Annotated in this window: 30 protein-coding genes; all 30 read left to right on the forward strand. The window is 65.7% G+C overall.

Annotated elements, in window-relative coordinates:
• Nucleotides 1-92 precede the first annotated feature (92 nt).
• The 30 genes from ACH4FH_RS00940 to ACH4FH_RS01085 all read left to right on the forward strand — a co-directional run bounded on the left by ACH4FH_RS00940 (nt 93) and on the right by ACH4FH_RS01085 (nt 22,642).
• Nucleotides 93-3,992, forward strand: coding sequence for a DNA-directed RNA polymerase subunit beta' (locus ACH4FH_RS00940; RefSeq protein ID WP_398553963.1), 3,900 nt, complete (start codon nt 93-95; stop codon nt 3,990-3,992).
• A 338-nt stretch (nt 3,993-4,330) separates the two neighbouring features.
• A complete protein-coding gene (locus tag ACH4FH_RS00945) occupies nt 4,331-4,822 on the forward strand; it encodes a DUF1707 and DUF4190 domain-containing protein (protein WP_398553593.1) in 492 nt (163 codons plus the stop codon).
• Between the two features lie 393 nt (nt 4,823-5,215).
• A complete protein-coding gene (gene rpsL, locus ACH4FH_RS00950; protein ID WP_003948652.1) occupies nt 5,216-5,587 on the forward strand; it encodes a 30S ribosomal protein S12 in 372 nt (123 codons plus the stop codon).
• Nucleotides 5,588-5,589: 2 nt separating this feature from the next.
• Nucleotides 5,590-6,060: a 30S ribosomal protein S7 gene (gene rpsG, locus ACH4FH_RS00955; RefSeq protein ID WP_085925683.1), complete on the forward strand. Its 471-nt coding sequence runs from the start codon at nt 5,590-5,592 to the stop codon at nt 6,058-6,060.
• Nucleotides 6,061-6,099: 39 nt separating this feature from the next.
• Complete coding sequence (gene fusA, locus ACH4FH_RS00960) at nt 6,100-8,223, forward strand: elongation factor G (protein ID WP_398553594.1); 2,124 nt, start codon at nt 6,100-6,102, stop codon at nt 8,221-8,223.
• 155 nt (nt 8,224-8,378) lie between these two features.
• On the forward strand, nt 8,379-9,572 hold the full coding sequence (tuf, locus tag ACH4FH_RS00965; RefSeq protein ID WP_398553595.1) for an elongation factor Tu: 1,194 nt from the start codon (nt 8,379-8,381) through the stop codon (nt 9,570-9,572).
• Between the two features lie 209 nt (nt 9,573-9,781).
• On the forward strand, nt 9,782-10,204 hold the full coding sequence (gene panD / locus ACH4FH_RS00970) for an aspartate 1-decarboxylase (RefSeq protein WP_398553596.1): 423 nt from the start codon (nt 9,782-9,784) through the stop codon (nt 10,202-10,204).
• 507 nt (nt 10,205-10,711) lie between these two features.
• On the forward strand, nt 10,712-11,020 hold the full coding sequence (gene rpsJ / locus ACH4FH_RS00975; protein WP_014054162.1) for a 30S ribosomal protein S10: 309 nt from the start codon (nt 10,712-10,714) through the stop codon (nt 11,018-11,020).
• A gap of 14 nt (nt 11,021-11,034) precedes the next feature.
• Nucleotides 11,035-11,679, forward strand: a complete 645-nt coding sequence (gene rplC / locus ACH4FH_RS00980; protein WP_398553597.1) for a 50S ribosomal protein L3 — start codon at nt 11,035-11,037, stop codon at nt 11,677-11,679.
• A 7-nt stretch (nt 11,680-11,686) separates the two neighbouring features.
• Nucleotides 11,687-12,346 (forward strand): 50S ribosomal protein L4, encoded by a 660-nt coding sequence (gene rplD / locus ACH4FH_RS00985; protein WP_393892707.1) that lies wholly within the window; start codon nt 11,687-11,689, stop codon nt 12,344-12,346.
• On the forward strand, nt 12,346-12,669 hold the full coding sequence (gene rplW, locus ACH4FH_RS00990) for a 50S ribosomal protein L23 (RefSeq protein ID WP_393892706.1): 324 nt from the start codon (nt 12,346-12,348) through the stop codon (nt 12,667-12,669). The genes rplD and rplW overlap by 1 nt, the downstream gene beginning before the upstream one ends.
• A 39-nt stretch (nt 12,670-12,708) precedes the next feature.
• Entirely contained in the window at nt 12,709-13,545 is an 837-nt protein-coding gene (rplB, locus tag ACH4FH_RS00995; protein ID WP_393892705.1) for a 50S ribosomal protein L2, read from the forward strand.
• Nucleotides 13,546-13,557: 12 nt separating this feature from the next.
• Nucleotides 13,558-13,839: a 30S ribosomal protein S19 gene (rpsS, locus tag ACH4FH_RS01000; RefSeq protein WP_052859621.1), complete on the forward strand. Its 282-nt coding sequence runs from the start codon at nt 13,558-13,560 to the stop codon at nt 13,837-13,839.
• 43 nt (nt 13,840-13,882) lie between these two features.
• Entirely contained in the window at nt 13,883-14,230 is a 348-nt protein-coding gene (gene rplV, locus ACH4FH_RS01005; protein WP_006604878.1) for a 50S ribosomal protein L22, read from the forward strand.
• On the forward strand, nt 14,230-15,075 hold the full coding sequence (rpsC, locus tag ACH4FH_RS01010) for a 30S ribosomal protein S3 (RefSeq protein ID WP_398553598.1): 846 nt from the start codon (nt 14,230-14,232) through the stop codon (nt 15,073-15,075). Before rplV ends, rpsC begins: the two co-directional genes overlap by 1 nt.
• Nucleotides 15,076-15,080: 5 nt before the next feature.
• Nucleotides 15,081-15,500 carry a 50S ribosomal protein L16 gene (gene rplP / locus ACH4FH_RS01015; protein ID WP_006604880.1) on the forward strand — a complete coding sequence of 140 codons (420 nt, stop codon included), beginning with the start codon at nt 15,081-15,083 and terminating at the stop codon, nt 15,498-15,500.
• Nucleotides 15,500-15,724: a 50S ribosomal protein L29 gene (gene rpmC / locus ACH4FH_RS01020; protein ID WP_030074787.1), complete on the forward strand. Its 225-nt coding sequence runs from the start codon at nt 15,500-15,502 to the stop codon at nt 15,722-15,724. The genes rplP and rpmC overlap by 1 nt, the downstream gene beginning before the upstream one ends.
• Complete coding sequence (gene rpsQ / locus ACH4FH_RS01025) at nt 15,724-16,005, forward strand: 30S ribosomal protein S17 (RefSeq protein ID WP_393892703.1); 282 nt, start codon at nt 15,724-15,726, stop codon at nt 16,003-16,005. The genes rpmC and rpsQ overlap by 1 nt, the downstream gene beginning before the upstream one ends.
• Before the next feature lie 127 nt (nt 16,006-16,132).
• Nucleotides 16,133-16,501 (forward strand): 50S ribosomal protein L14, encoded by a 369-nt coding sequence (rplN, locus tag ACH4FH_RS01030; protein ID WP_003974257.1) that lies wholly within the window; start codon nt 16,133-16,135, stop codon nt 16,499-16,501.
• Nucleotides 16,502-16,504: 3 nt separating this feature from the next.
• The gene (gene rplX / locus ACH4FH_RS01035) at nt 16,505-16,828 is read left to right on the forward strand and encodes a 50S ribosomal protein L24 (RefSeq protein WP_393892702.1); all 324 of its coding nucleotides are present in this window, start codon (nt 16,505-16,507) and stop codon (nt 16,826-16,828) included.
• The gene (gene rplE, locus ACH4FH_RS01040) at nt 16,828-17,388 is read left to right on the forward strand and encodes a 50S ribosomal protein L5 (RefSeq protein ID WP_393892701.1); all 561 of its coding nucleotides are present in this window, start codon (nt 16,828-16,830) and stop codon (nt 17,386-17,388) included. Before rplX ends, rplE begins: the two co-directional genes overlap by 1 nt.
• A gap of 2 nt (nt 17,389-17,390) precedes the next feature.
• Nucleotides 17,391-17,576 carry a type Z 30S ribosomal protein S14 gene (locus tag ACH4FH_RS01045; protein WP_004571834.1) on the forward strand — a complete coding sequence of 62 codons (186 nt, stop codon included), beginning with the start codon at nt 17,391-17,393 and terminating at the stop codon, nt 17,574-17,576.
• A gap of 236 nt (nt 17,577-17,812) precedes the next feature.
• Entirely contained in the window at nt 17,813-18,211 is a 399-nt protein-coding gene (rpsH, locus tag ACH4FH_RS01050; RefSeq protein WP_398553599.1) for a 30S ribosomal protein S8, read from the forward strand.
• Nucleotides 18,212-18,233: 22 nt separating this feature from the next.
• The gene (gene rplF / locus ACH4FH_RS01055; protein WP_398553600.1) at nt 18,234-18,773 is read left to right on the forward strand and encodes a 50S ribosomal protein L6; all 540 of its coding nucleotides are present in this window, start codon (nt 18,234-18,236) and stop codon (nt 18,771-18,773) included.
• A 3-nt stretch (nt 18,774-18,776) separates the two neighbouring features.
• Nucleotides 18,777-19,160 (forward strand): 50S ribosomal protein L18, encoded by a 384-nt coding sequence (gene rplR, locus ACH4FH_RS01060; protein ID WP_398553601.1) that lies wholly within the window; start codon nt 18,777-18,779, stop codon nt 19,158-19,160.
• Between the two features lie 46 nt (nt 19,161-19,206).
• The gene (gene rpsE / locus ACH4FH_RS01065) at nt 19,207-19,809 is read left to right on the forward strand and encodes a 30S ribosomal protein S5 (protein WP_381679244.1); all 603 of its coding nucleotides are present in this window, start codon (nt 19,207-19,209) and stop codon (nt 19,807-19,809) included.
• Nucleotides 19,809-19,991 (forward strand): 50S ribosomal protein L30, encoded by a 183-nt coding sequence (rpmD, locus tag ACH4FH_RS01070; protein ID WP_398553602.1) that lies wholly within the window; start codon nt 19,809-19,811, stop codon nt 19,989-19,991. Before rpsE ends, rpmD begins: the two co-directional genes overlap by 1 nt.
• A 1-nt stretch (nt 19,992) precedes the next feature.
• Complete coding sequence (gene rplO / locus ACH4FH_RS01075; RefSeq protein ID WP_398553603.1) at nt 19,993-20,448, forward strand: 50S ribosomal protein L15; 456 nt, start codon at nt 19,993-19,995, stop codon at nt 20,446-20,448.
• Nucleotides 20,449-20,675: 227 nt separating this feature from the next.
• Nucleotides 20,676-21,989 carry a preprotein translocase subunit SecY gene (secY, locus tag ACH4FH_RS01080; protein ID WP_398553604.1) on the forward strand — a complete coding sequence of 438 codons (1,314 nt, stop codon included), beginning with the start codon at nt 20,676-20,678 and terminating at the stop codon, nt 21,987-21,989.
• Nucleotides 21,989-22,642 carry an adenylate kinase gene (locus ACH4FH_RS01085; RefSeq protein WP_398553605.1) on the forward strand — a complete coding sequence of 218 codons (654 nt, stop codon included), beginning with the start codon at nt 21,989-21,991 and terminating at the stop codon, nt 22,640-22,642. The genes secY and ACH4FH_RS01085 overlap by 1 nt, the downstream gene beginning before the upstream one ends.
• The last annotated feature ends 81 nt before the right edge of the window (nt 22,643-22,723 follow it).

A 22,723-nucleotide genomic window follows, 5' to 3' on the forward strand; every position in this document is an offset into this window, starting at 1 on the left:
CCCCAAGGCCCGATACGGCCTGGGGGGACCCCCATCCGGACCCCCAGTCAGACCATGATTGAGACTCGACCCTGAAAGAGGGATTGACGACAGTGCTCGACGTCAACTTCTTCGACGAGCTGCGGATCGGCCTCGCTACCGCTGACGACATCCGTCAGTGGTCGCACGGCGAGGTCAAGAAGCCGGAGACCATCAACTACCGCACCCTCAAGCCCGAAAAGGACGGACTCTTCTGCGAGAAGATCTTCGGTCCGACCCGGGACTGGGAGTGCTACTGCGGTAAGTACAAGCGCGTCCGCTTCAAGGGCATCATCTGCGAGCGCTGCGGCGTCGAGGTCACTCGCGCCAAGGTGCGTCGTGAGCGGATGGGCCACATCGAGCTGGCCGCTCCCGTCACCCACATCTGGTACTTCAAGGGTGTGCCGAGCCGGCTGGGCTACCTGCTGGACCTCGCGCCCAAGGACCTCGAGAAGGTCATCTACTTCGCCGCCTACATGATCACGTGGGTGGACGAGGAGCGCCGTACGCGCGACCTGCCCTCGCTGGAGGCGCACGTCTCCGTCGAGCGTCAGCAGATCGAGCAGCGTCGCGACTCCGACCTGGAGGCCCGCGCCAAGAAGCTCGAGACCGACCTGGCCGAGCTGGAGGCCGAGGGCGCCAAGGCCGACGTGCGCCGCAAGGTGCGCGAGGGTGCCGAGCGTGAGATGAAGCAGCTGCGTGACCGTGCGCAGCGCGAGATCGACCGCCTCGACGAGGTCTGGAACCGCTTCAAGAACCTCAAGGTCCAGGACCTGGAGGGCGACGAGCTCCTCTACCGCGAGCTGCGTGACCGCTTCGGCACGTACTTCGACGGCTCCATGGGTGCGGCTGCTCTGCAGAAGCGCCTGGAGACCTTCGACCTGGAGGAGGAGGCCGAGCGCCTCCGCGAGATCATCCGGACCGGCAAGGGCCAGAAGAAGACCCGTGCGCTCAAGCGCCTCAAGGTCGTCTCCGCCTTCCTGCAGACCCGCAACAGCCCCAAGGGCATGGTGCTGGACTGCATCCCGGTGATCCCCCCGGACCTGCGTCCGATGGTGCAGCTGGACGGTGGCCGCTTCGCGACCTCCGACCTGAACGACCTGTACCGCCGTGTGATCAACCGCAACAACCGCCTCAAGCGTCTCCTTGACCTCGGTGCCCCCGAGATCATCGTGAACAACGAGAAGCGGATGCTGCAGGAGGCCGTCGACGCGCTGTTCGACAACGGCCGCCGTGGTCGCCCGGTCACCGGTCCCGGTAACCGCCCGCTGAAGTCCCTGAGCGACATGCTCAAGGGCAAGCAGGGTCGTTTCCGTCAGAACCTGCTCGGTAAGCGAGTCGACTACTCGGCGCGTTCCGTCATCGTCGTCGGCCCGCAGCTCAAGCTGCACCAGTGCGGTCTGCCCAAGGCCATGGCGCTGGAGCTCTTCAAGCCGTTCGTGATGAAGCGCCTGGTCGACCTGAACCACGCGCAGAACATCAAGAGCGCGAAGCGCATGGTCGAGCGCGGCCGCACGGTCGTCTACGACGTGCTCGAAGAGGTCATCGCCGAGCACCCGGTGCTGCTGAACCGTGCACCGACCCTGCACCGACTGGGCATCCAGGCCTTCGAGCCGCAGCTGGTCGAGGGCAAGGCCATTCAGATTCACCCGCTCGTCTGCACCGCGTTCAACGCGGACTTCGACGGTGACCAGATGGCCGTCCACCTCCCGCTGTCCGCGGAGGCCCAGGCCGAGGCCCGCATCCTGATGCTGTCCTCGAACAACATTCTCAAGCCGGCCGACGGCCGTCCGGTCACCATGCCCACCCAGGACATGGTGCTCGGCCTCTTCTTCCTCACCACGGATGAAGAGGAGCGCAAGGTCATCGGCGAGGGCCGGGCGTTCGGCTCGACCGCCGAGGCGATCATGGCGTTCGACGCCAAGGAGCTCTCGCTCCAGGCGAAGGTCGACATCCGCTTCCCGATCGGCACCGTCCCGCCCCGTGGCTGGACCCCGCCGGTTCCGGAAGAGGGCGAGCCCGAGTGGCAGCAGGGCGACAGCTTCCGGCTGCGCACGACCCTGGGCCGCGCGCTCTTCAACGAGCTGCTGCCCGAGGACTACCCGTTCGTCGACTACTCGGTGGGCAAGAAGCAGCTCTCCGCGATCGTCAACGACCTGGCCGAGCGTTACCCCAAGGTCATCGTGGCGGCGACGCTCGACAACCTGAAGGCGGCCGGCTTCCACTGGGCCACCCGTTCCGGCGTCACCGTCGCCGTTTCGGACATCGTCGTCCCCGAGGCCAAGAAGGCCATCGTCAAGGGCTACGAGGACCAGGACGAGAAGGTCCAGAAGCAGTACGAGCGCGGTCTGATCACCAAGGACGAGCGCACGCAGGAGCTCATCAACATCTGGACCAAGGCGACCAACGAGGTTGCCGAGGCGATGAATGAGAACTTCCCGAAGACCAACCCCATCTTCATGATGGTGGACTCCGGTGCTCGCGGAAACATGATGCAGATGCGTCAGATCGCGGGTATGCGTGGTCTGGTGTCCAACGCCAAGAACGAGACCATCCCGCGACCCATCAAGGCGTCGTTCCGTGAGGGTCTCTCCGTGCTGGAGTACTTCATCTCCACGCACGGTGCCCGTAAGGGTCTGGCGGACACCGCCCTGCGTACCGCCGACTCCGGCTACCTCACCCGTCGTCTGGTCGACGTCTCCCAGGACGTCATCATTCGCGAGGAGGACTGCGGCACGGAGCGTGGCCTCAAGCTGCGGATCGCCACGAAGGGCGCCGACGGTGTCCTGCGCAAGGCGGACGACGTCGAGTCCAGCGTGTACGCGCGGATGCTGTCCGAGGACGTCGTCATCGACGGCAAGGTCGTCGGCCCGGCGAACGTCGACCTCGGTGACGTGCTCATCGACCAGCTGGTCGCGCACGGCGTCGAGGAGGTCAAGACCCGCTCGGTCCTGACCTGTGAGTCCGCGGTCGGCACCTGTGCCTTCTGCTACGGCCGCTCGCTGGCCACCGGCAAGCTGGTCGACATCGGTGAGGCGGTCGGCATCATCGCCGCCCAGTCCATCGGTGAGCCCGGCACCCAGCTGACGATGCGTACCTTCCACACCGGTGGTGTGGCCGGTGACGACATCACCCTGGGTCTGCCGCGTGTCGTCGAGCTCTTCGAGGCCCGTACGCCCAAGGGCGTCGCCCCGATCTCGGAGGCGGCCGGCCGCGTCCGCATCGAGGAGACCGAGAAGACCAAGAAGGTTGTCGTCACCCCGGACGATGGCAGCGACGAGACCGCCTACGGCGTCTCCAAGCGTGCCCGTCTGCTGGTGGGCGAGGGCGACCACGTCCAGGTCGGCCAGCCGCTGACCGTGGGTGCCATCAACCCGCACGACGTGCTGCGGATCCTCGGCCAGCGTGCCGTCCAGGTCCACCTGGTCGGCGAGGTCCAGAAGGTCTACAACAGCCAGGGCGTGGCGATCCACGACAAGCACATCGAGATCATCATCCGGCAGATGCTGCGCCGTGTGACGATCATCGAGTCCGGCGACGCGGAGCTGCTGCCGGGCGAGCTGGTGGAGCGCACGAAGTTCGAGGGCGAGAACCGTCGCGTCGTGGCGGAAGGCGGCCACCCGGCCTCCGGCCGTCCGCAGCTGATGGGTATCACCAAGGCTTCGCTGGCCACCGAGTCCTGGCTGTCGGCGGCGTCCTTCCAGGAGACGACCCGGGTTCTGACCGACGCGGCGATCAACGCCAAGTCGGACTCCCTGATCGGCCTCAAGGAGAACGTCATCATCGGTAAGCTCATCCCGGCCGGTACGGGTCTGTCCCGCTACCGCAACATCCGGGTCGAGCCCACCGAGGAAGCCAAGGCTGCGATGTACTCGGCCGTCGGTTACGACGACATCGACTACTCGCCCTTCGGCACCGGCTCCGGCCAGGCGGTCCCGCTGGAGGACTACGACTACGGTCCGTACAACCAGTAAGCCCGGACCGGGACACGTCCCGGAACGCGCTGTTCGCAGGGCGGTCACCCCGATGGGGTGGCCGCCCTGCGGCGTTGGAGGGGGCAAGCGGCGTCGTACGTTCCCGTATGGGTGGGGTGTGGTGCGGGCGGCCCGCGCAGGGCGTCCAGTGGCGGCGCCGACCGGCCGCAGCGCGGGGCGTACCGCGCCACCCCTCCATACGAGGGAACTTGTCCTCCCATTGCTGCGTCTCTGATGAGAAGATGGGGAGAACTGTCGAGCGGGGGGAGGTTCGCGAAGTGGCATTCCAGCCGTGGCAGGGTGGGCAGCCCGTCCAGCCGTCGAATCAGGTGCCGGCCATGCGTGCCTCGCATGCCGATCGTGAGCGTGCGGTCGATGTGCTGAAGGCGGGCTTCGCCGAGGGCCGGCTCGGGCAGTCGGAGTACGAGCAGCGGATCACTCGCGCCTATCAGGCGCAGACGCATTCCGAGCTGCAGATGCTGGTCGCGGATCTTCCGCAGGGGCCGGTGCCGCAGGCGCAGTTCCAGCCGCGGCCGTTGCCGGCGACGTTCATGCCGATGCCCATGCAGATGCCCATGCAGATGCCCATGCCGGTGCAGACGAACGGCTCCGCCACGGGCGCGCTGGTCTGCGGGATCATGGCGCCGGTGACCTGGGGTCTGACGTCCATCCCGGCCGTGATCCTGGGGCACAAGGCGCGTGCCGAGATCCGCAGGACCGGGGAGCGCGGGGACGGGCAGGCGATCGCCGGGCTGGTGCTCGGCTGGCTGGGGATCGGCGCCTGGGCGCTGTTCTTCCTGGTGTTCATCTTGCTCGCCGCTGTCAACTGACGGCGGGCGCGGGGCGTGGGGCGCCCGGTGGCCGGGGGATGTTGCGGGAGTGTGGCGCCTTCTTCCGTACCGCCGTTCATCCCACTACGGTGGCCGCAACGCCGTGAGGAGTCCGGCGTGTCCTTCGCGTGTGCATTTGTTTTGACCGCAGCCCATGCGGTAGGTACGCTCTGACCTTGTGCCTGGGGTGTCCCTGGGCTGCCGTGCGCGCATTCTTCCCCAGCTACGGCCGGGAGCGCACTGAGCACGGCAGCCGGGTTTTGACACCGCAATCTGTCGCCTCCCTCGTTCCAGCGGGGGGTTGGTCTGCAGTGTTCGACACACCCGACCGCGTGGGTCGGGAATGTTCCAGGTTAGCTTTACCGAGACTGGCACACAGAAACCGGAGAAACGGTGCCTACGATCCAGCAGCTGGTCCGAAAGGGCCGGCAGGACAAGGTCGAGAAGAACAAGACGCCCGCGCTCGAGGGTTCCCCCCAGCGCCGTGGCGTCTGCACGCGTGTTTTCACGACCACCCCGAAGAAGCCGAACTCGGCCCTGCGTAAGGTCGCGCGTGTGCGTCTGACCAGCGGGATCGAGGTCACCGCTTACATTCCGGGTGAGGGCCACAACCTCCAGGAGCACTCGATCGTGCTCGTGCGTGGCGGCCGTGTGAAGGACCTGCCGGGTGTTCGGTACAAGATCATCCGCGGCTCCCTCGACACGCAGGGCGTCAAGAACCGCAAGCAGGCTCGCAGCCGCTACGGCGCCAAGAAGGAGAAGTAAGAATGCCTCGTAAGGGCCCCGCCCCGAAGCGCCCGGTCATCATCGACCCGGTCTACGGCTCTCCTCTGGTGACCTCCCTCATCAACAAGGTTCTGCTGAACGGCAAGCGCTCCACCGCTGAGCGCATCGTTTACGGCGCCATGGAGGGTCTGCGCGAGAAGACCGGTAACGACCCGGTCATCACGCTCAAGCGCGCGCTCGAGAACATCAAGCCGACCCTTGAGGTCAAGTCCCGCCGTGTCGGTGGCGCGACCTACCAGGTCCCGGTCGAGGTCAAGCCCGGCCGTGCCGGCACCCTCTCGCTCCGCTGGCTCGTGGGTTACTCCCGCGCCCGTCGCGAGAAGACCATGACCGAGCGCCTCATGAACGAGCTCCTCGACGCCTCCAACGGCCTCGGTGCTTCGGTCAAGAAGCGCGAGGACACGCACAAGATGGCCGAGTCCAACAAGGCCTTCGCGCACTACCGCTGGTAGTCGCACCCCACATCGAGACCGAGAGAAGATTGAGCCGATATGGCCACCACTTCGCTTGACCTGGCCACGGTCCGCAACATTGGGATCATGGCCCACATCGACGCGGGCAAGACGACCACCACCGAGCGGATCCTGTTCTACACCGGTGTCTCTTACAAGATCGGTGAAGTCCACGACGGCGCTGCCACGATGGACTGGATGGAGCAGGAGCAGGAGCGCGGCATCACGATCACGTCTGCCGCGACGACCTGCCACTGGCCGCTGAACAACGTCGACAACACCATCAACATCATCGACACCCCGGGCCACGTCGACTTCACGGTCGAGGTGGAGCGCTCGCTGCGCGTCCTGGACGGTGCGGTGACGGTGTTCGACGGTGTTGCCGGTGTCGAGCCCCAGTCCGAGACCGTTTGGCGTCAGGCGGACCGCTACGGCGTGCCGCGCATCTGCTTCGTCAACAAGCTCGACCGTACGGGTGCCGAGTTCCACCGCTGCGTGGACATGATCGTGGACCGCCTCGGTGCGGTGCCGCTGGTCATGCAGATCCCGATCGGCACCGAGATGGACTTCAAGGGTGTCGTCGACCTCGTCACCATGAAGGCCCTGGTCTGGTCGGCCGAGGCTGCCAAGGGCGAGATGTACGACACCGTCGACATCCCGGCCTCGCACGCCGAGGCGGCCGACGAGTGGCGCGGCAAGCTGCTCGAGGCCGTCGCCGAGAACGACGAGGAGATGATGGAGCTGTACCTCGAGGGCAAGGAGCCCTCCGAGGAGCAGCTGTACGCGGCGATCCGTCGCATCACCATCGCCTCCACCGGCGCCGAGGGTTCCGTCACGGTCACCCCGGTGTTCTGCGGTACGGCCTTCAAGAACAAGGGCGTTCAGCCCCTGCTCGACGCGGTCGTGCGCTACCTCCCGTCGCCGCTGGACATCGGCGCCGTCGAGGGCCACTCCGTGAAGGACTCCGACGAGGTGCTCAAGCGCGAGCCCTCCGACGACGCCCCCTTCTCCGGCCTGGCCTTCAAGATCGCGAGCGACCCGCACCTCGGCAAGCTCACGTTCATCCGTGTGTACTCCGGCCGCATGGAGGCAGGCACTCAGGTGCTGAACTCCGTGAAGGGCAAGAAGGAGCGCATCGGCAAGATCTACCGGATGCACGCGAACAAGCGTGAGGAGATCGAGTCGGTGGGTGCCGGTGACATCGTCGCCGTCATGGGTCTGAAGCAGACCACCACTGGTGAGACCCTGTCCGACTCGGGCAACCCGGTGATCCTTGAGTCGATGGAGTTCCCGGCCCCGGTCATCCAGGTCGCCATTGAGCCCAAGTCCAAGGGCGACCAGGAGAAGCTGGGTGTCGCCATCCAGCGCCTCGCCGAAGAGGACCCGTCGTTCCAGGTCCACACCGACGACGAGACCGGCCAGACCATCATCGCGGGTATGGGCGAGCTGCACCTCGACGTGCTGGTCGACCGTATGCGCCGTGAGTTCCGGGTCGAGGCCAACGTCGGCAAGCCGCAGGTCGCGTACCGCGAGACCCTGCGCAAGCCGGTCGAGCGTCTCGACTACACGCACAAGAAGCAGACTGGTGGTTCCGGCCAGTTCGCCAAGGTGCAGATCGCGATCGCGCCGCTCGAGGGCGACGGGTACGAGTTCGAGAACAAGGTCACCGGTGGCCGTATCCCGCGGGAGTACATCCCGTCCGTGGACGCGGGCTGCCAGGAGGCCATGGAGTTCGGTGTTCTCGCCGGCTACCCGCTGACCGGCGTCAAGGTCACGCTCCTCGACGGTGCGTACCACGAGGTCGACTCCTCCGAGATGGCGTTCAAGATCGCCGGTTCGATGGCCTTCAAGGAGGCCGCGCGCAAGGCCTCCCCGGCCCTGCTCGAGCCGATGATGAAGGTCGAGGTCACCACGCCCGAGGACTACATGGGCGACGTGATCGGCGACATCAACTCCCGCCGTGGACAGATTCAGTCCATGGAGGAGCGCAGCGGCGCCAAGCTCGTCACGGGCCTGGTTCCCCTCTCGGAGATGTTCGGCTACGTCGGCGACCTCCGCAGCAAGACATCGGGTCGCGCAAGCTACTCGATGCAGTTCGACTCCTACGCCGAGGTTCCCCGGAACGTCGCCGAGGAGATCATCGCGAAGGCCAAGGGCGAATAGCTCCGTCTCCCGATAGTCGGAACACGCTTTAGGCTTGACACCGTCTGCCGGGGTAGACCCCGCAATCCGTGAGGAATACCCCGGCAGCCGGCATCCCAGCAAAGATCACCTGGCGCCGATGAGTAAGGCGTACAGAACCACTCCAGGAGGAACCAGTGGCGAAGGCGAAGTTCGAGCGGACTAAGCCGCACGTCAACATCGGCACCATCGGTCACATTGACCACGGTAAGACGACCCTCACGGCCGCCATTACCAAGGTGCTGCACGACGCGTACCCGGACCTGAACGAGGCCTCGGCCTTCGACCAGATCGACAAGGCTCCTGAGGAGCGCCAGCGCGGTATCACGATTTCGATCGCGCACGTCGAGTACCAGACGGAGAACCGTCACTACGCCCACGTTGACTGCCCCGGTCACGCGGACTACATCAAGAACATGATCACGGGTGCGGCGCAGATGGACGGCGCCATCCTCGTGGTTGCCGCCACCGACGGCCCGATGCCGCAGACCAAGGAGCACGTGCTCCTGGCCCGCCAGGTCGGCGTCCCCTACATCGTTGTCGCGCTGAACAAGGCCGACATGGTGGACGACGAGGAGATCCTGGAGCTCGTCGAGCTCGAGGTCCGTGAGCTCCTCTCCGAGTACGAGTTCCCGGGCGACGACGTTCCGGTCGTCAAGGTCTCGGCGCTCAAGGCGCTCGAGGGCGACAAGGAGTGGGGCCAGTCGGTCCTGAACCTGATGAACGCCGTCGACGAGTCGATCCCGCAGCCCGAGCGCGACGTCGACAAGCCGTTCCTGATGCCGATCGAGGACGTCTTCACGATCACCGGCCGTGGCACCGTTGTCACCGGTCGTATCGAGCGTGGTGTCCTCAAGGTCAACGAGACCGTCGACATCATCGGCATCAAGACCGAGAAGACCACCACCACGGTCACCGGCATCGAGATGTTCCGGAAGCTTCTCGACGAGGGCCAGGCCGGTGAGAACGTCGGTCTGCTGCTTCGCGGTATCAAGCGCGAGGACGTCGAGCGCGGCCAGGTCATCATCAAGCCGGGTTCGGTTACGCCCCACACCTCCTTCGAGGCCCAGGCGTACATCCTGTCGAAGGACGAGGGTGGCCGTCACACCCCCTTCTTCAACAACTACCGCCCGCAGTTCTACTTCCGTACCACGGACGTGACCGGCGTCGTGACCCTCCCCGAGGGCACCGAGATGGTCATGCCGGGCGACAACACCGAGATGAGCGTCGAGCTCATCCAGCCCGTCGCCATGGAAGAGGGCCTGAAGTTCGCCATCCGTGAGGGTGGCCGGACCGTCGGCGCCGGCCAGGTCACCAAGATCAACAAGTAATTGTTGATCGGGGTAACCCGGTAGCTCCTCGGAGCGTTTGAGCCTCGGCCAGCTCGTGGCTCAGGAAAGCGCCCGTACGACTTCTGTCGTACGGGCGCTTTCTGCTGTCGGCGGCCGGGTCTTGTCAGCGGGGCCGGGGTCGCCGACGATGGGCGGGTCGGCGCGTACTCCCTCGCGGAGGCGCGACCCTTTTTCCCAGGAGTGACGCCGTGCTGCGCACCATGTTCAAGTCCAAGATCCACCGTGCCACCGTGACCCAGGCCGACCTGCACTATGTCGGCTCGGTCACCGTCGACGCCGACCTGCTGGACGCCGCCGATCTGCTCCCCGGCGAGCTGGTCCACATCGTCGACATCACCAACGGCGCGCGCCTGGAGACCTACACCATCGAGGGCGAGCGCGGCTCGGGAGTCATCGGCATCAACGGCGCCGCGGCCCATCTGGTCCACCCCGGCGATCTCGTGATTCTCATCAGCTACGCGCAGGTGGACGACGCGGAGGCGCGGACGCTGCGGCCCCGGGTGGTGCACGTCGACGCCGGGAACCGCATTGTGGGGCTCGGGGCGGACGCGTCGGAGCCGGCGCCGGGGAGCGGGGCGGTACGGGGGCCGGGGGCGGTGGCACGCGCTTAGCGGGCGGCGCAGGGCCGGGGCCTTCTGCGCGCAGCGGGGGCCTTCGGTCGCGACCTTCTCGTCCGTGATAGTGACCTCCGGGCGCCGGATTCGTCGCGCGAATCTGCTGACCTCTCCTGACTCTGCGTGCGCTCCGGGGTTGACTCCGGTCGGACTCGGGTAGTGTGTTCGGCCCGATTGGCGGGTGTGGTAGCCCGTATGGCACACTAGCCAGGTTGCTCGGTTGAGTGCCGATGCTGCGCGCCTCCCGCCGGGAGGACCGGAAGCGAGTCCCAGGTATTCGTCGTCCCTTATCAGGGGCGGAAATACGGGAATCTTCCGGGAAGTGTCAGCGGGGTACCAGCCAGGCGCCCGGTGGGTGTTTCACCCCCTCTTCTCCTTCTCGAAGGATCTCCCTTGTGGAGAAACGCGGGAAGGGATGCGACACGCCCGACCGCGTGGGTCGGAGGTGGAACGGAAACGTACCGGGTCCCAGAGCGTTACGAGAGACAGGACTACTGAGTAGCCATGGCGGGACAGAAGATCCGCATCCGGCTCAAGGCCTACGACCACGAGGTCATCGACTCCTCGGCGAAGAAGATCGTCGAGACGGTGACCCGCACTGGTGCGTCGGTCGCAGGCCCGGTGCCGCTGCCCACTGAAAAGAACGTGTACTGCGTCATCAAGTCGCCGCACAAGTACAAGGACGCGCGCGAGCACTTCGAGATGCGCACGCACAAGCGCTTGATCGACATCCTCGACCCGACGCCCAAGACCGTTGACTCGCTGATGCGCCTGGACCTTCCGGCCGGCGTTGACATCGAGATCAAGCTCTGAGAGGCGCGGAACAGATGGCTAAGCAGATCAAGGGCATCCTGGGCGAGAAGCTCGGCATGACCCAGGTCTGGGACGAGAACAACCGTGTCGTCCCGGTGACCGTGGTGAAGGCCGGCCCCTGCGTCGTTACCCAGGTGCGCACCAATGACCAGGACGGCTACGACTCCGTCCAGATCGCCTTCGGCGAGATCGACCCGCGCAAGGTGAACAAGCCCCTCAAGGGCCACTTCGCCAAGGCCGACGTCACTCCCCGCCGCCACCTCGTCGAGGTCCGTACCGCCGATGCCGGCGAGTACACCCTCGGCCAGGAAGTGAACGCCGAGACCTTCGAGTCCGGCGTCAAGGTGGACGTGACCGGCAAGAGCAAGGGCAAGGGCTTCGCCGGTGTCATGAAGCGTCACGGCTTCGCCGGCGGTAAGGCCTCCCACGGTGCCCACCGCGTGCACCGTAAGCCTGGCTCCATCGGTGGCTGTGCCACCCCGGGCCGCGTGTTCAAGGGCATGCGGATGGCCGGCCGTATGGGCAATGAGCGGGTCACCACCCAGAACCTGACCGTCCATGCCGTTGACGCGGAGAAGGGTCTGCTGCTCATCAAGGGCGCAGTTCCTGGTCCGAACGGCGGCCTCGTCCTGGTCCGTACCGCGGCCAAGGGGGCCTGAGGTAACGATGAGCACCATTGACATCCTTTCGCCGGTAGGTGACAAGGCCGGGACCGTCGAGCTCCCCACGGAGATCTTCGACGCCAAGGTCAGCATTCCGCTGATCCACCAGGTCGTTGTCGCCCAGCTGGCCGCTGCCCGTCAGGGCACGCACAAGACCAAGACTCGCGCCGAGGTCCGCGGCGGTGGGCGCAAGCCGTACCGCCAGAAGGGCACCGGCCGTGCGCGCCAGGGCTCGACCCGTGCGCCGCAGTTCGCCGGCGGTGGCGTCGTCCACGGCCCCGTGCCGCGTGACTACTCGCAGCGGACGCCCAAGAAGATGAAGGTTGCCGCCCTGCGCGGTGCCCTCACCGACCGGGCCCGCAACAGCCGCATCCACGTCGTTTCCGGCGTGGTCGAGGGCGCGATCTCCACCAAGTCCGCCAAGGACCTCCTCGGCAAGGTCAGCGAGCGCAAGAACGTGCTCCTGGTCGTCGAGCGCAGCGACGAGGCCGCGTGGCTGTCCGCCCGCAACCTGCCCCAGGTTCACATCCTGGAGCCGGGCCAGCTGAACACGTACGACGTGCTCGTCTCCGACGACGTGGTCTTCACCAAGGCCGCCTTCGAGTCCTTCGTGTCCGGCGCGCCTGCTGGACAGAACGATGAGACCGAAGGGAGCGACGCCTGATGAGTGAGGCCGTCGTCACCAGCAAGACCTTCTCGGACCCGCGCGACATTCTCGTCAAGCCGGTTGTCTCGGAGAAGAGCTACGCCCTGCTGGACGAGAACAAGTACACGTTCATCGTCGCACCGGGCTCGAACAAGACCCAGATCAAGCAGGCCGTCGAGGCGGTCTTCTCGGTCAAGGTCACCGGGGTCAACACGATCAACCGTCAGGGTAAGCGCAAGCGCACCAAGACCGGTTTCGGCAAGCGCGCGGACACCAAGCGCGCCATCGTGACCCTCGCCGAGGGCGACCGTATCGACATCTTCGGCGGCCCGACCTCCTGACGGAGGTCGAGTCGTCCGGAATCGGACGAGGACTGAGAAATGGGTATCCGCAAGTACAAGCCGACGACCCCGGGCCGTCGTGGCTCCAGCGTCGCCGACTTTGTCGAGATCACGCGGTCCACGCCGGAGAAGTCGCTGGTCCGCCCTCTGCACAGCAAGGGCGGCCGTAACAACGCCGGTCGTGTGACCGTTCGCCACCAGGGCGGTGGCCACAAGCGCGCCTACCGCGTGATCGACTTCCGTCGTCACGACAAGGACGGCGTGCCGGCCAAGGTCGCGCACATCGAGTACGACCCGAACCGCACCGCGCGCATCGCGCTGCTGCACTACGCAGACGGCGAGAAGCGCTACATCATCGCGCCCCGTGGCCTGGCCCAGGGTGCCCGGATTGAAAACGGCCCTGGTGCCGACATCAAGCCGGGTAACAACCTGTCGCTGCGCAACATCCCCGTGGGTACGACCATCCACGCCATCGAGCTGCGGCCCGGTGGCGGCGCGAAGTTCGCCCGCTCCGCGGGTGCCTCCGTGCAGCTGCTGGCGAAGGAGGGCACCATGGCCCACCTTCGTATGCCCTCCGGCGAGATCCGTCTGGTCGACGTCCGCTGCCGCGCCACTGTTGGCGAGGTCGGCAACGCCGAGCAGTCGAACATCAACTGGGGCAAGGCCGGCCGTATGCGCTGGAAGGGCGTCCGCCCGACCGTGCGTGGTGTCGTGATGAACCCGGTCGACCACCCGCACGGTGGTGGCGAGGGCAAGACCTCCGGTGGTCGCCACCCGGTCTCGCCCTGGGGCAAGAAGGAGGGTCGTACTCGCTCGCCGAAGAAGGCCAGCAACAAGTACATCGTCCGCCGCCGCAAGACGAACAAGAAGCGCTAGGAGCGGGTTTAGATGCCGCGCAGTCTCAAGAAGGGGCCCTTCGTCGACGGACACCTCACCAAGAAGGTGGATGTCCAGAACGAAGCCGGCACCAAGAACGTCATCAAGACCTGGTCCCGCCGCTCCATGATCGTCCCGGCCATGCTCGGCCACACGATCGCGGTGCACGACGGCCGCAAGCACGTCCCGGTGTTCGTCACCGAGTCGATGGTCGGCCACAAGCTCGGCGAGTTTGCGCCGACCCGCACCTTCCGCGGCCACGAGAAGGACGACCGCAAGTCGCGGCGTCGTTGATCGGCGGAGTGCGAAGACTATGACTGACACCGAAGGGACAACCATGGAAGCCAGGGCCCAGGCGCGGTACATCCGCGTCACGCCCATGAAGGCCCGCCGCGTGGTGGACCTTATCCGTGGCATGGATGCCACGGAGGCTCAGGCGGTCCTGCGTTTCGCCCCGCAGGCCGCGAGCGTGCCCGTTGGCAAGGTGCTGGACAGCGCCATTGCCAACGCTGCGCACAACTACGACCACACCGACGCCGGCAGCCTCGTCATTTCCGAGGCGTACGTCGACGAGGGCCCGACCCTGAAGCGGTTCCGTCCGCGTGCCCAGGGTCGTGCCTACCGGATCCGCAAGCGGACCAGCCACATCACCGTGGTCGTCAGCAGCAAGGAAGGAACCCGGTAATGGGCCAGAAGGTTAACCCGCACGGGTTCCGGCTCGGCATCACCACCGACTTCAAGTCGCGCTGGTACGCCGACAAGCTGTACAAGGACTACGTCAAGGAAGACGTTGCCATTCGTCGCATGATGACGAAGGGCATGGAGCGCGCCGGTATCTCCAAGGTGGAGATCGAGCGCACCCGTGAGCGCGTCCGCGTTGACATCCACACCGCTCGTCCGGGCATCGTCATCGGCCGCCGTGGCGCCGAGGCCGACCGCATCCGCGGCGAACTGGAGAAGCTGACCGGCAAGCAGGTCCAGCTGAACATCCTCGAGGTCAAGAACCCCGAGACCGATGCTCAGCTCGTGGCCCAGGCCGTCGCCGAGCAGCTCTCCTCCCGCGTCTCCTTCCGTCGCGCCATGCGTAAGAGCATGCAGTCGACGATGAAGGCCGGCGCCAAGGGCATCAAGATCCAGTGCGGTGGCCGTCTCGGCGGCGCCGAGATGTCCCGCTCGGAGTTCTACCGCGAGGGCCGCGTGCCCCTGCACACGCTCCGTGCGAACGTCGACTACGGCTTCTTCGAGGCCAAGACGACCTTCGGCCGTATCGGTGTGAAGGTCTGGATCTACAAGGGCGACGTCAAGAACATCGCCGAGGTTCGCGCCGAGAACGCTGCCGCCCGTGCGGGTAACCGCCCGGCCCGCGGTGGCGGCGGCGGTGGCGGCAGCGACCGTCCCCGTCGTGGCGGTGGCGGCGAGCGTGGCGGCCGCGGTGGCCGCAAGCCGCAGCAGCAGAACGCCGCAGCCGAGGCCCCCAAGGCCGAGGCCGCAGCCGCTGCTCCGGCGGAGACCCCCGGAACGGAGGCCTGACCGACATGCTGATCCCTCGCAGGGTCAAGCACCGCAAGCAGCACCACCCGAAGCGCAGTGGCATGGCCAAGGGTGGCACCGAGCTGGCCTTCGGTGAGTACGGCATTCAGGCCGTGACCCCGGCTTACGTGACGAACCGTCAGATCGAGTCCGCTCGTATCGCGATGACCCGTCACATCAAGCGTGGCGGCAAGGTCTGGATCAACATTTACCCGGACCGCCCGCTCACGAAGAAGCCGGCCGAAACCCGCATGGGTTCCGGTAAGGGTTCTCCCGAGTGGTGGGTCGCGAACGTCAAGCCCGGTCGGGTGATGTTCGAGCTGTCCTTCCCGAACGAAAAGGTTGCCAAGGAGGCGCTGACCCGCGCCGCCCACAAGCTTCCGATGAAGTGCCGCATTGTGCGGCGCGAGGCAGGTGAGTCGTGATGGCGGCCGGTATCAAGGCGACCGAGCTGCGCGAGCTGAATGACGAGGACCTCGTCGGCAAGCTTCGTGAGGCCAAGGAGGAGCTGTTCAACCTCCGCTTCCAGGCGGCGACCGGACAGCTCGAGAACCACGGTCGGCTCAAGTCCGTCCGTAAGGACATCGCCCGGATCTACACCCTGATGCGCGAGCGCGAGCTGGGCATCGAGACGGTGGAGAGCGCCTGATGAGCGAGAAGAATGTGACTGAGACCAACGACCGCGGCTTCCGCAAGACCCGTGAGGGTCTCGTCGTCAGCGACAAGATGGACAAGACCGTCGTCGTCGCCGTCGAGGACCGTGTCAAGCACGCGCTGTACGGCAAGGTCATCCGCCGTACGAACAAGCTCAAGGCACACGACGAGCAGAACGCTGCCGGTGTCGGCGACCGTGTCCTCCTCATGGAGACCCGGCCGCTGTCCTCCACCAAGCGCTGGCGCATCGTCGAGATCCTCGAGAAGGCCAAGTAGGCAGTTCCCGCAAGGGAATTTCCGTTAGTTCAGCCTGAGCGTTTCCGCTCAGGTCAGTTCCGCCAGGCTCGGCAGGGACTTCGTTCGAAGTCCCTGCCGGGAACCGGCAGACGATCAGGAGATAGACGTGATCCAGCAGGAGTCGCGACTTCGGGTCGCCGACAACACGGGTGCGAAGGAAATTCTCACCATCCGTGTTCTCGGTGGCTCGGGTCGCCGCTACGCGGGCATCGGTGACGTCATTGTCGCCACCGTGAAGGACGCGATCCCCGGTGGCAACGTGAAGAAGGGTGACGTCGTCAAGGCCGTCATCGTTCGCACCGTCAAGGAGCGCCGCCGTCCCGACGGCTCGTACATCCGCTTCGACGAGAACGCGGCCGTCATCCTCAAGAACGATGGCGACCCCCGCGGCACCCGTATCTTCGGCCCGGTGGGCCGTGAGCTGCGCGAGAAGAAGTTCATGAAGATCATCTCGCTCGCGCCGGAGGTGCTGTAACCGATGAAGATCAAGAAGGGCGACCTGGTCCAGGTCATCACCGGTAAGGACAAGGGCAAGCAGGGCAAGGTCATTCAGGCCTTCCCCCGCGAGGACCGTGTCCTGGTCGAGGGTGTCAACCGGGTCAAGAAGCACACCAAGGCCGGCCAGACCGCCCGCGGTTCGCAGACCGGCGGCATCGTCACCACCGAGGCCCCGATCCACGTCAGCAACGTTCAGCTGGTTGTGGAGAAGGACGGCAACAAGGTTGTCACCCGCGTCGGGTTCCGGTTCGACGATGACGGCAACAAGATCCGCGTTGCCAAGCGGACCGGTGAGGACATCTGATGACTGCCACCACCAACGCGCCGCGCCTCAAGCAGCGCTACCGCGAAGAAATCGCCGGGAAGCTGAAGGACGAGTTCTCGTACGAGAACGTCATGCAGATCCCCGGCCTGACCAAGATCGTGGTCAACATGGGTGTGGGCGACGCCGCCCGCGACTCCAAGCTGATCGACGGTGCCATCAAGGACCTCACCACGATCACCGGCCAGAAGCCGGCCGTCACCAAGGCCCGTAAGTCCATCGCGCAGTTCAAGCTGCGCGAGGGCCAGCCGATCGGTGCCCACGTCACCCTCCGCGGTGACCGCATGTGGGAGTTCCTGGACCGCCTGCTGTCGCTCGCGCTGCCGCGCATCCGCGACTTCCGTGGTCTGTCCCCGAAGCAGTTCGACGGTCGGGGCAACTACACCTTCGGTCTCACGGAGCAGGTCATGTTCCACGAGATCGACCAGGACAAGATCGACCGGACGCGGGGCATGGACATCACCGTGGTCACCACGGCGTCCAACGACGATGAGGGCCGTGCCCTGCTTCGTCACCTCGGCTTCCCGTTCAAGGAGAACTGACCGTGGCGAAGAAGGCTCTGATCGCTAAGGCGGCTCGTAAGCCGAAGTTTGCTGTCCGCGCGTACACGCGTTGCCAGCGCTGCGGCCGGCCGCACTCCGTCTACCGCAAGTTCGGCCTGTGCCGCGTGTGCCTTCGTGAGATGGCTCACCGTGGCGAGCTGCCGGGCGTGACCAAGAGCTCCTGGTAAACCCTAGTTGGGTTTACCCGGAGGCTCTCGGTAAGCATCGGTCGGCAGGTGCCCCGCCCTTTATCCCGTAGGGTAGAAGGGTTGGGCGCCCCGCCGCCCGAGACCGACCGCGGGCACCGCCCGCATAACGTCGCTTACTACGCCGTAGGTCCCCGCACCGCACCCGTCCCGACTCTGATCGGGGAGAGGGATGGCGCACATAGGAAACCCCGGCGAGAGAGGCCGAAGGCCAATTCATGACCATGACTGATCCCATCGCAGACATGCTGACCCGTCTGCGTAACGCGAACTCGGCATACCACGACACCGTCGTGATGCCGCACAGCAAGATCAAGTCGCACATCGCGGAGATCCTCCAGCAGGAGGGCTACATCACCGGCTGGAAGGTCGAGGACGCCGAGGTTGGCAAGAACCTCACCCTCGACCTGAAGTTCGGCCCGAACCGCGAGCGCTCGATCGCCGGCATCAAGCGGATTTCGAAGCCGGGCCTGCGGGTCTACGCAAAGTCCACAAGTCTGCCGAAGGTTCTCGGCGGCCTGGGCGTGGCGATCATCTCCACGTCCCACGGTCTCCTGACCGGCCAGCAGGCCAGCAAGAAGGGCGTGGGTGGGGAAGTCCTCGCCTACGTCTGGTAACCAGGGAACGGAGGAATAGCTAATGTCGCGTATTGGCAAGCTGCCCATCCAGGTTCCCGCTGGTGTGGACGTCACCATTGATGGCCGCAAGGTGTCGGTCAAGGGCCCCAAGGGCTCCCTTGAGCACACCGTCGCCGCGCCCATCGAGGTCGCCAAGGGTGAAGACGGCATCATCGCCGTCACCCGCCCGAACGACGAGCGTCAGAACAAGGCCCTGCACGGCCTGTCCCGCACGCTGGTGGCGAACATGATCACCGGCGTGACCACGGGCTACAGCAAGGCACTTGAGATCAGCGGTGTCGGCTACCGAGTTCAGGCGAAGGGCTCCAACCTGGAGTTCGCGCTGGGCTACAGCCACCCCATCGTCGTCGAGGCCCCCGAAGGCATCTCCTTCAAGGTCGAGTCCCCGACCAAGCTCAGCGTCGAGGGCATCGACAAGCAGAAGGTGGGCGAGGTTGCGGCCAACATCCGCAAGCTCCGCAAGCCTGACCCGTACAAGGCCAAGGGCGTCAAGTACGCCGGCGAGGTCATCCGCCGCAAGGTCGGAAAGGCTGGTAAGTAAGCCATGGCATACGGTGTGAAGATCGCCAAGGGCAATGCCCGTAAGGGTGCCGCCCTCAAGCGGCGCCACATCCGCATCCGTAAGCGGATCGCGGGTACGCCGGTGCGTCCGCGCCTCGTCGTGACGCGTTCCAACCGCGGCATCACCGCCCAGGTCATCGACGACATCGCGGGCCACACGCTCGCGTCGGCGTCGCACCTGGACGCGTCGATCCGTGGTGGCGAAGGCAGCAAGGGCGACCAGGCCAAGCAGGTCGGTTCCCTCGTCGCCGAGCGCGCCAAGGCCGCGGGTGTCGAGACCGTCGTGTTCGACCGCGGTGGCAACCAGTACGCCGGGCGCATTGCCGCTCTGGCGGACGCCGCCCGCGAAGCCGGGCTGAAGTTCTAAGCCCCGGTTCCGGAGCTAGCGGACGTAACAGAGAGAGGTAAATCCAATGGCTGGACCCCAGCGCCGCGGGAGCGGTGCCGGTGGCGGCGAGCGGCGGGACCGGAAGGGTCGCGACGGTGGCGCTGCCGCCGAGAAGACCGCATACGTTGAGCGCGTTGTCGCGATCAACCGTGTCGCCAAGGTTGTCAAGGGTGGTCGCCGTTTCAGCTTCACCGCGCTGGTCGTGGTGGGCGACGGTGACGGCACCGTAGGTGTCGGATACGGCAAGGCCAAGGAAGTTCCCGCGGCCATCGCCAAGGGCGTCGAAGAGGCCAAGAAGAGCTTCTTCAAGGTCCCGCGTATCCAGGGCACCATCCCTCACCCGATCCAGGGCGAGAAGGCTGCGGGCGTTGTCCTGCTCAAGCCTGCTTCCCCCGGTACCGGTGTGATCGCCGGTGGTCCCGTGCGCGCCGTTCTGGAGTGCGCGGGCATCCACGACGTCCTGAGCAAGTCGCTCGGCTCGTCGAACCCGATCAACATCGTGCACGCCACGGTGACCGCGCTTCAGGGCCTTCAGCGCCCCGAGGAGATCGCGGCCCGTCGTGGCCTGCCGCTTGAGGACGTCGCTCCCGCCGCACTGCTGCGGGCGCGTGCAGGGGTGACCGCGTAATGGCGCACCTCAAGATCACGCAGACGAAGTCTTTCATCGGTAGCAAGCAGAACCACCGCGACACCCTTCGTTCGCTGGGCCTCAAGCGGCTCAACGACGTGGTTGTCAAGGAGGACCGCCCCGAGTTCCGCGGCATGGTGCAGACCGTCCGCCACCTCGTGACGGTTGAGGAGGTCGACTGACATGGCGGAGAACAACCCGCTGAAGGTCCACAACCTCCGTCCTGCCCCGGGTGCCAAGACCGCCAAGACCCGTGTCGGTCGTGGTGAGGCGTCCAAGGGTAAGACCGCTGGTCGTGGTACCAAGGGCACCAAGGCCCGTTACCAGGTTCCGGAGCGCTTCGAGGGTGGGCAGATGCCCCTCCACATGCGTCTCCCGAAGCTCAAGGGCTTCAAGAACCCCGCCCACAAGCAGTTCCAGGTCGTGAACCTGGAGAAGCTGACCGCGCTTTACCCCCAGGGTGGCGAGGTTACGGTGGCCGATCTGGTCGCCAAGGGTGCTGTGCGCAAGAACGAGCTCGTCAAGGTGCTCGGCGCCGGCGAGATCTCCGTGGCGCTGCAGGTGACGGTTGACGCCGTCTCCGGCTCCGCCAAGGAGAAGATCGCCGCTGCCGGCGGCACCGTCACCGAACTCATCTGAGTTCGTTGGTTCAACTGACCGGGGATGCCCATTGATTGGGGCATCCCCGGTTGGTCGTTCCACGGGGGTACGGACGCCGGTAAGGTGGCGTGCACTGTTGTTTTTTCCGGGCTTGCCCCGGAACCCCGCCGCGCGGGCCGTGCCTGTGCGGTAATTGGCCGCTAAGTATTCGTCGATCCTCAAGACCGTCACCTCTCGCTTACTAGGCGGGGGGCGCAGGAGGCACCGTGCTCACCGCGTTCGCCCGAGCGTTCAAGACGCCCGACCTGCGCAAGAAGCTGCTGTTCACATTGGGCATCATCGTGCTCTACCGGATCGGAGCGCACGTCCCGGTCCCCGGGGTGAACTACGCGAACGTCGAGACCTGCATGAAGCAGGCCGGCGGCAACAGCGGGTTGTTCGCCCTGGTGAACATGTTCAGCGGTGGTGCGCTGCTGCAGATCACGATCTTCGCGCTGGGGATCATGCCGTACATCACGGCGAGCATCATTCTCCAGCTGCTCACTGTGGTGATTCCGCGACTGGAGGCCCTCAAGAAAGAGGGGCAGACCGGCCAGGCGAAGATCACCCAGTACACCCGCTATCTGACCGTGGCGCTGGCCATCCTGCAGGGCACCGGCCTGGTGGCCACCGCCCGCAGCGGCGCGCTCTTCCAGAGCTGCCCGGTCGCCAGCGAGATCGTGCCCAGCGACTCCATCTTCACCACCATCACGATGGTCATCACGATGACCGCCGGCACGGCCCTGATCATGTGGCTCGGCGAGATGGTGACCGACCGCGGTATCGGCAACGGCATGTCGATCCTGATGTTCATCTCGATCGCCGCCGGCTTCCCGGGCGCCCTGTGGCAGATCAAGCTCACCGGCAAGCTGGCCGACGGCTGGATCGAGTTCTTCGCGGTCATCGCGGTGGGGCTGGCGATGGTTGCCCTGGTGGTCTTCGTCGAGCAGGCTCAGCGGCGGATTCCGGTGCAGTACGCGAAGCGGATGATCGGCCGCCGGTCCTACGGCGGTACGTCCACGTACATCCCGCTCAAGGTGAATCAGGCGGGTGTGATTCCCGTCATCTTCGCGTCATCGCTGCTCTACATTCCAGCCCTCGTTGCACAGTTCAGCGGGTCGAAGGCGGCATGGGCGACCTGGATCGCCACCAACTTCACCAAGGGAAATCACCCGGTTTACATCGTTACGTACTTCCTGCTGATCGTCTTCTTCGCGTTTTTCTACGTCGCCATCTCCTTCAACCCCGAAGAAGTTGCCGACAACATGAAGAAGTATGGTGGCTTCATCCCGGGCATCCGGGCTGGTCGCCCGACGGCCGAGTACCTCAGCTACGTGCTCAACCGGATCACGTGGCCGGGCTCGCTGTACCTGGGGCTGATCGCGCTCGTACCAACAGTGGCGTTGGTGCTTTTCAACGCGAACCAGAACTTCCCGTTCGGCGGGACGAGCATCCTGATCATCGTGGGTGTGGGTCTGGAGACCGTTAAGCAGATCGAGAGCCAGCTCCAGCAGCGCAACTACGAAGGGTTCCTCCGCTGATGCGAATCGTCCTCGTCGGACCTCCGGGGGCCGGCAAGGGTACGCAGGCTGCGTACCTTGCCAAGAACCTCGAGATCCCTCACATCTCCACGGGCGACCTTTTCCGCGCCAACATCAGCCAGGGCACGCCCCTGGGGGTCAAGGCAAAGTCGTTCATGGACTCCGGAAATCTGGTACCGGACGAGGTCACGATCGGCATGGCCGAGGACCGCCTGGAGCAGCCGGACGCTGCCAAGGGGTTCCTGCTGGACGGGTTCCCGCGCAACCTCAAGCAGGCCGAGGCGCTCGACGTCTACCTCAAGGGCAACGGCATCAAGCTGGACGCCGTCCTCGATCTCGAGGTGCCCGAGGAAGAGGTCGTGAAGCGGATCGCCGGCCGGCGCATCTGCCGCAGCAACTCCGCGCACGTCTTCCACGTCGAGTACAAGAAGCCGGCCGTCGAGGGCGTCTGCGACGAGTGCTCCGGCGAGCTGTACCAGCGTGACGACGACCACGAGGACACCGTGCGCAAGCGCCTCGAGGTCTACCACTCGGAGACCGAGCCGATCATCGACTACTACAAGGCCCAGGGCCTCGTGGTCACGATCCCGGCCCTCGGCAAGGTCGAAGAGGTCACCCAGCGCTCGATGAAGGCGCTGGGCCGCGGCGAGTAGGCACGCCGCACAAGCTCCGTATACGGCCGCGATGCCCGGCAAGGGCGTCGCGGCCGTATCGTATGGAGGGGCGGGCGCGCC

Origin of the sequence: Streptomyces sp. NPDC017993 (assembly GCF_044328065.1) — a bacterium.
GTDB lineage: Bacteria > Actinomycetota > Actinomycetes > Streptomycetales > Streptomycetaceae > Streptomyces.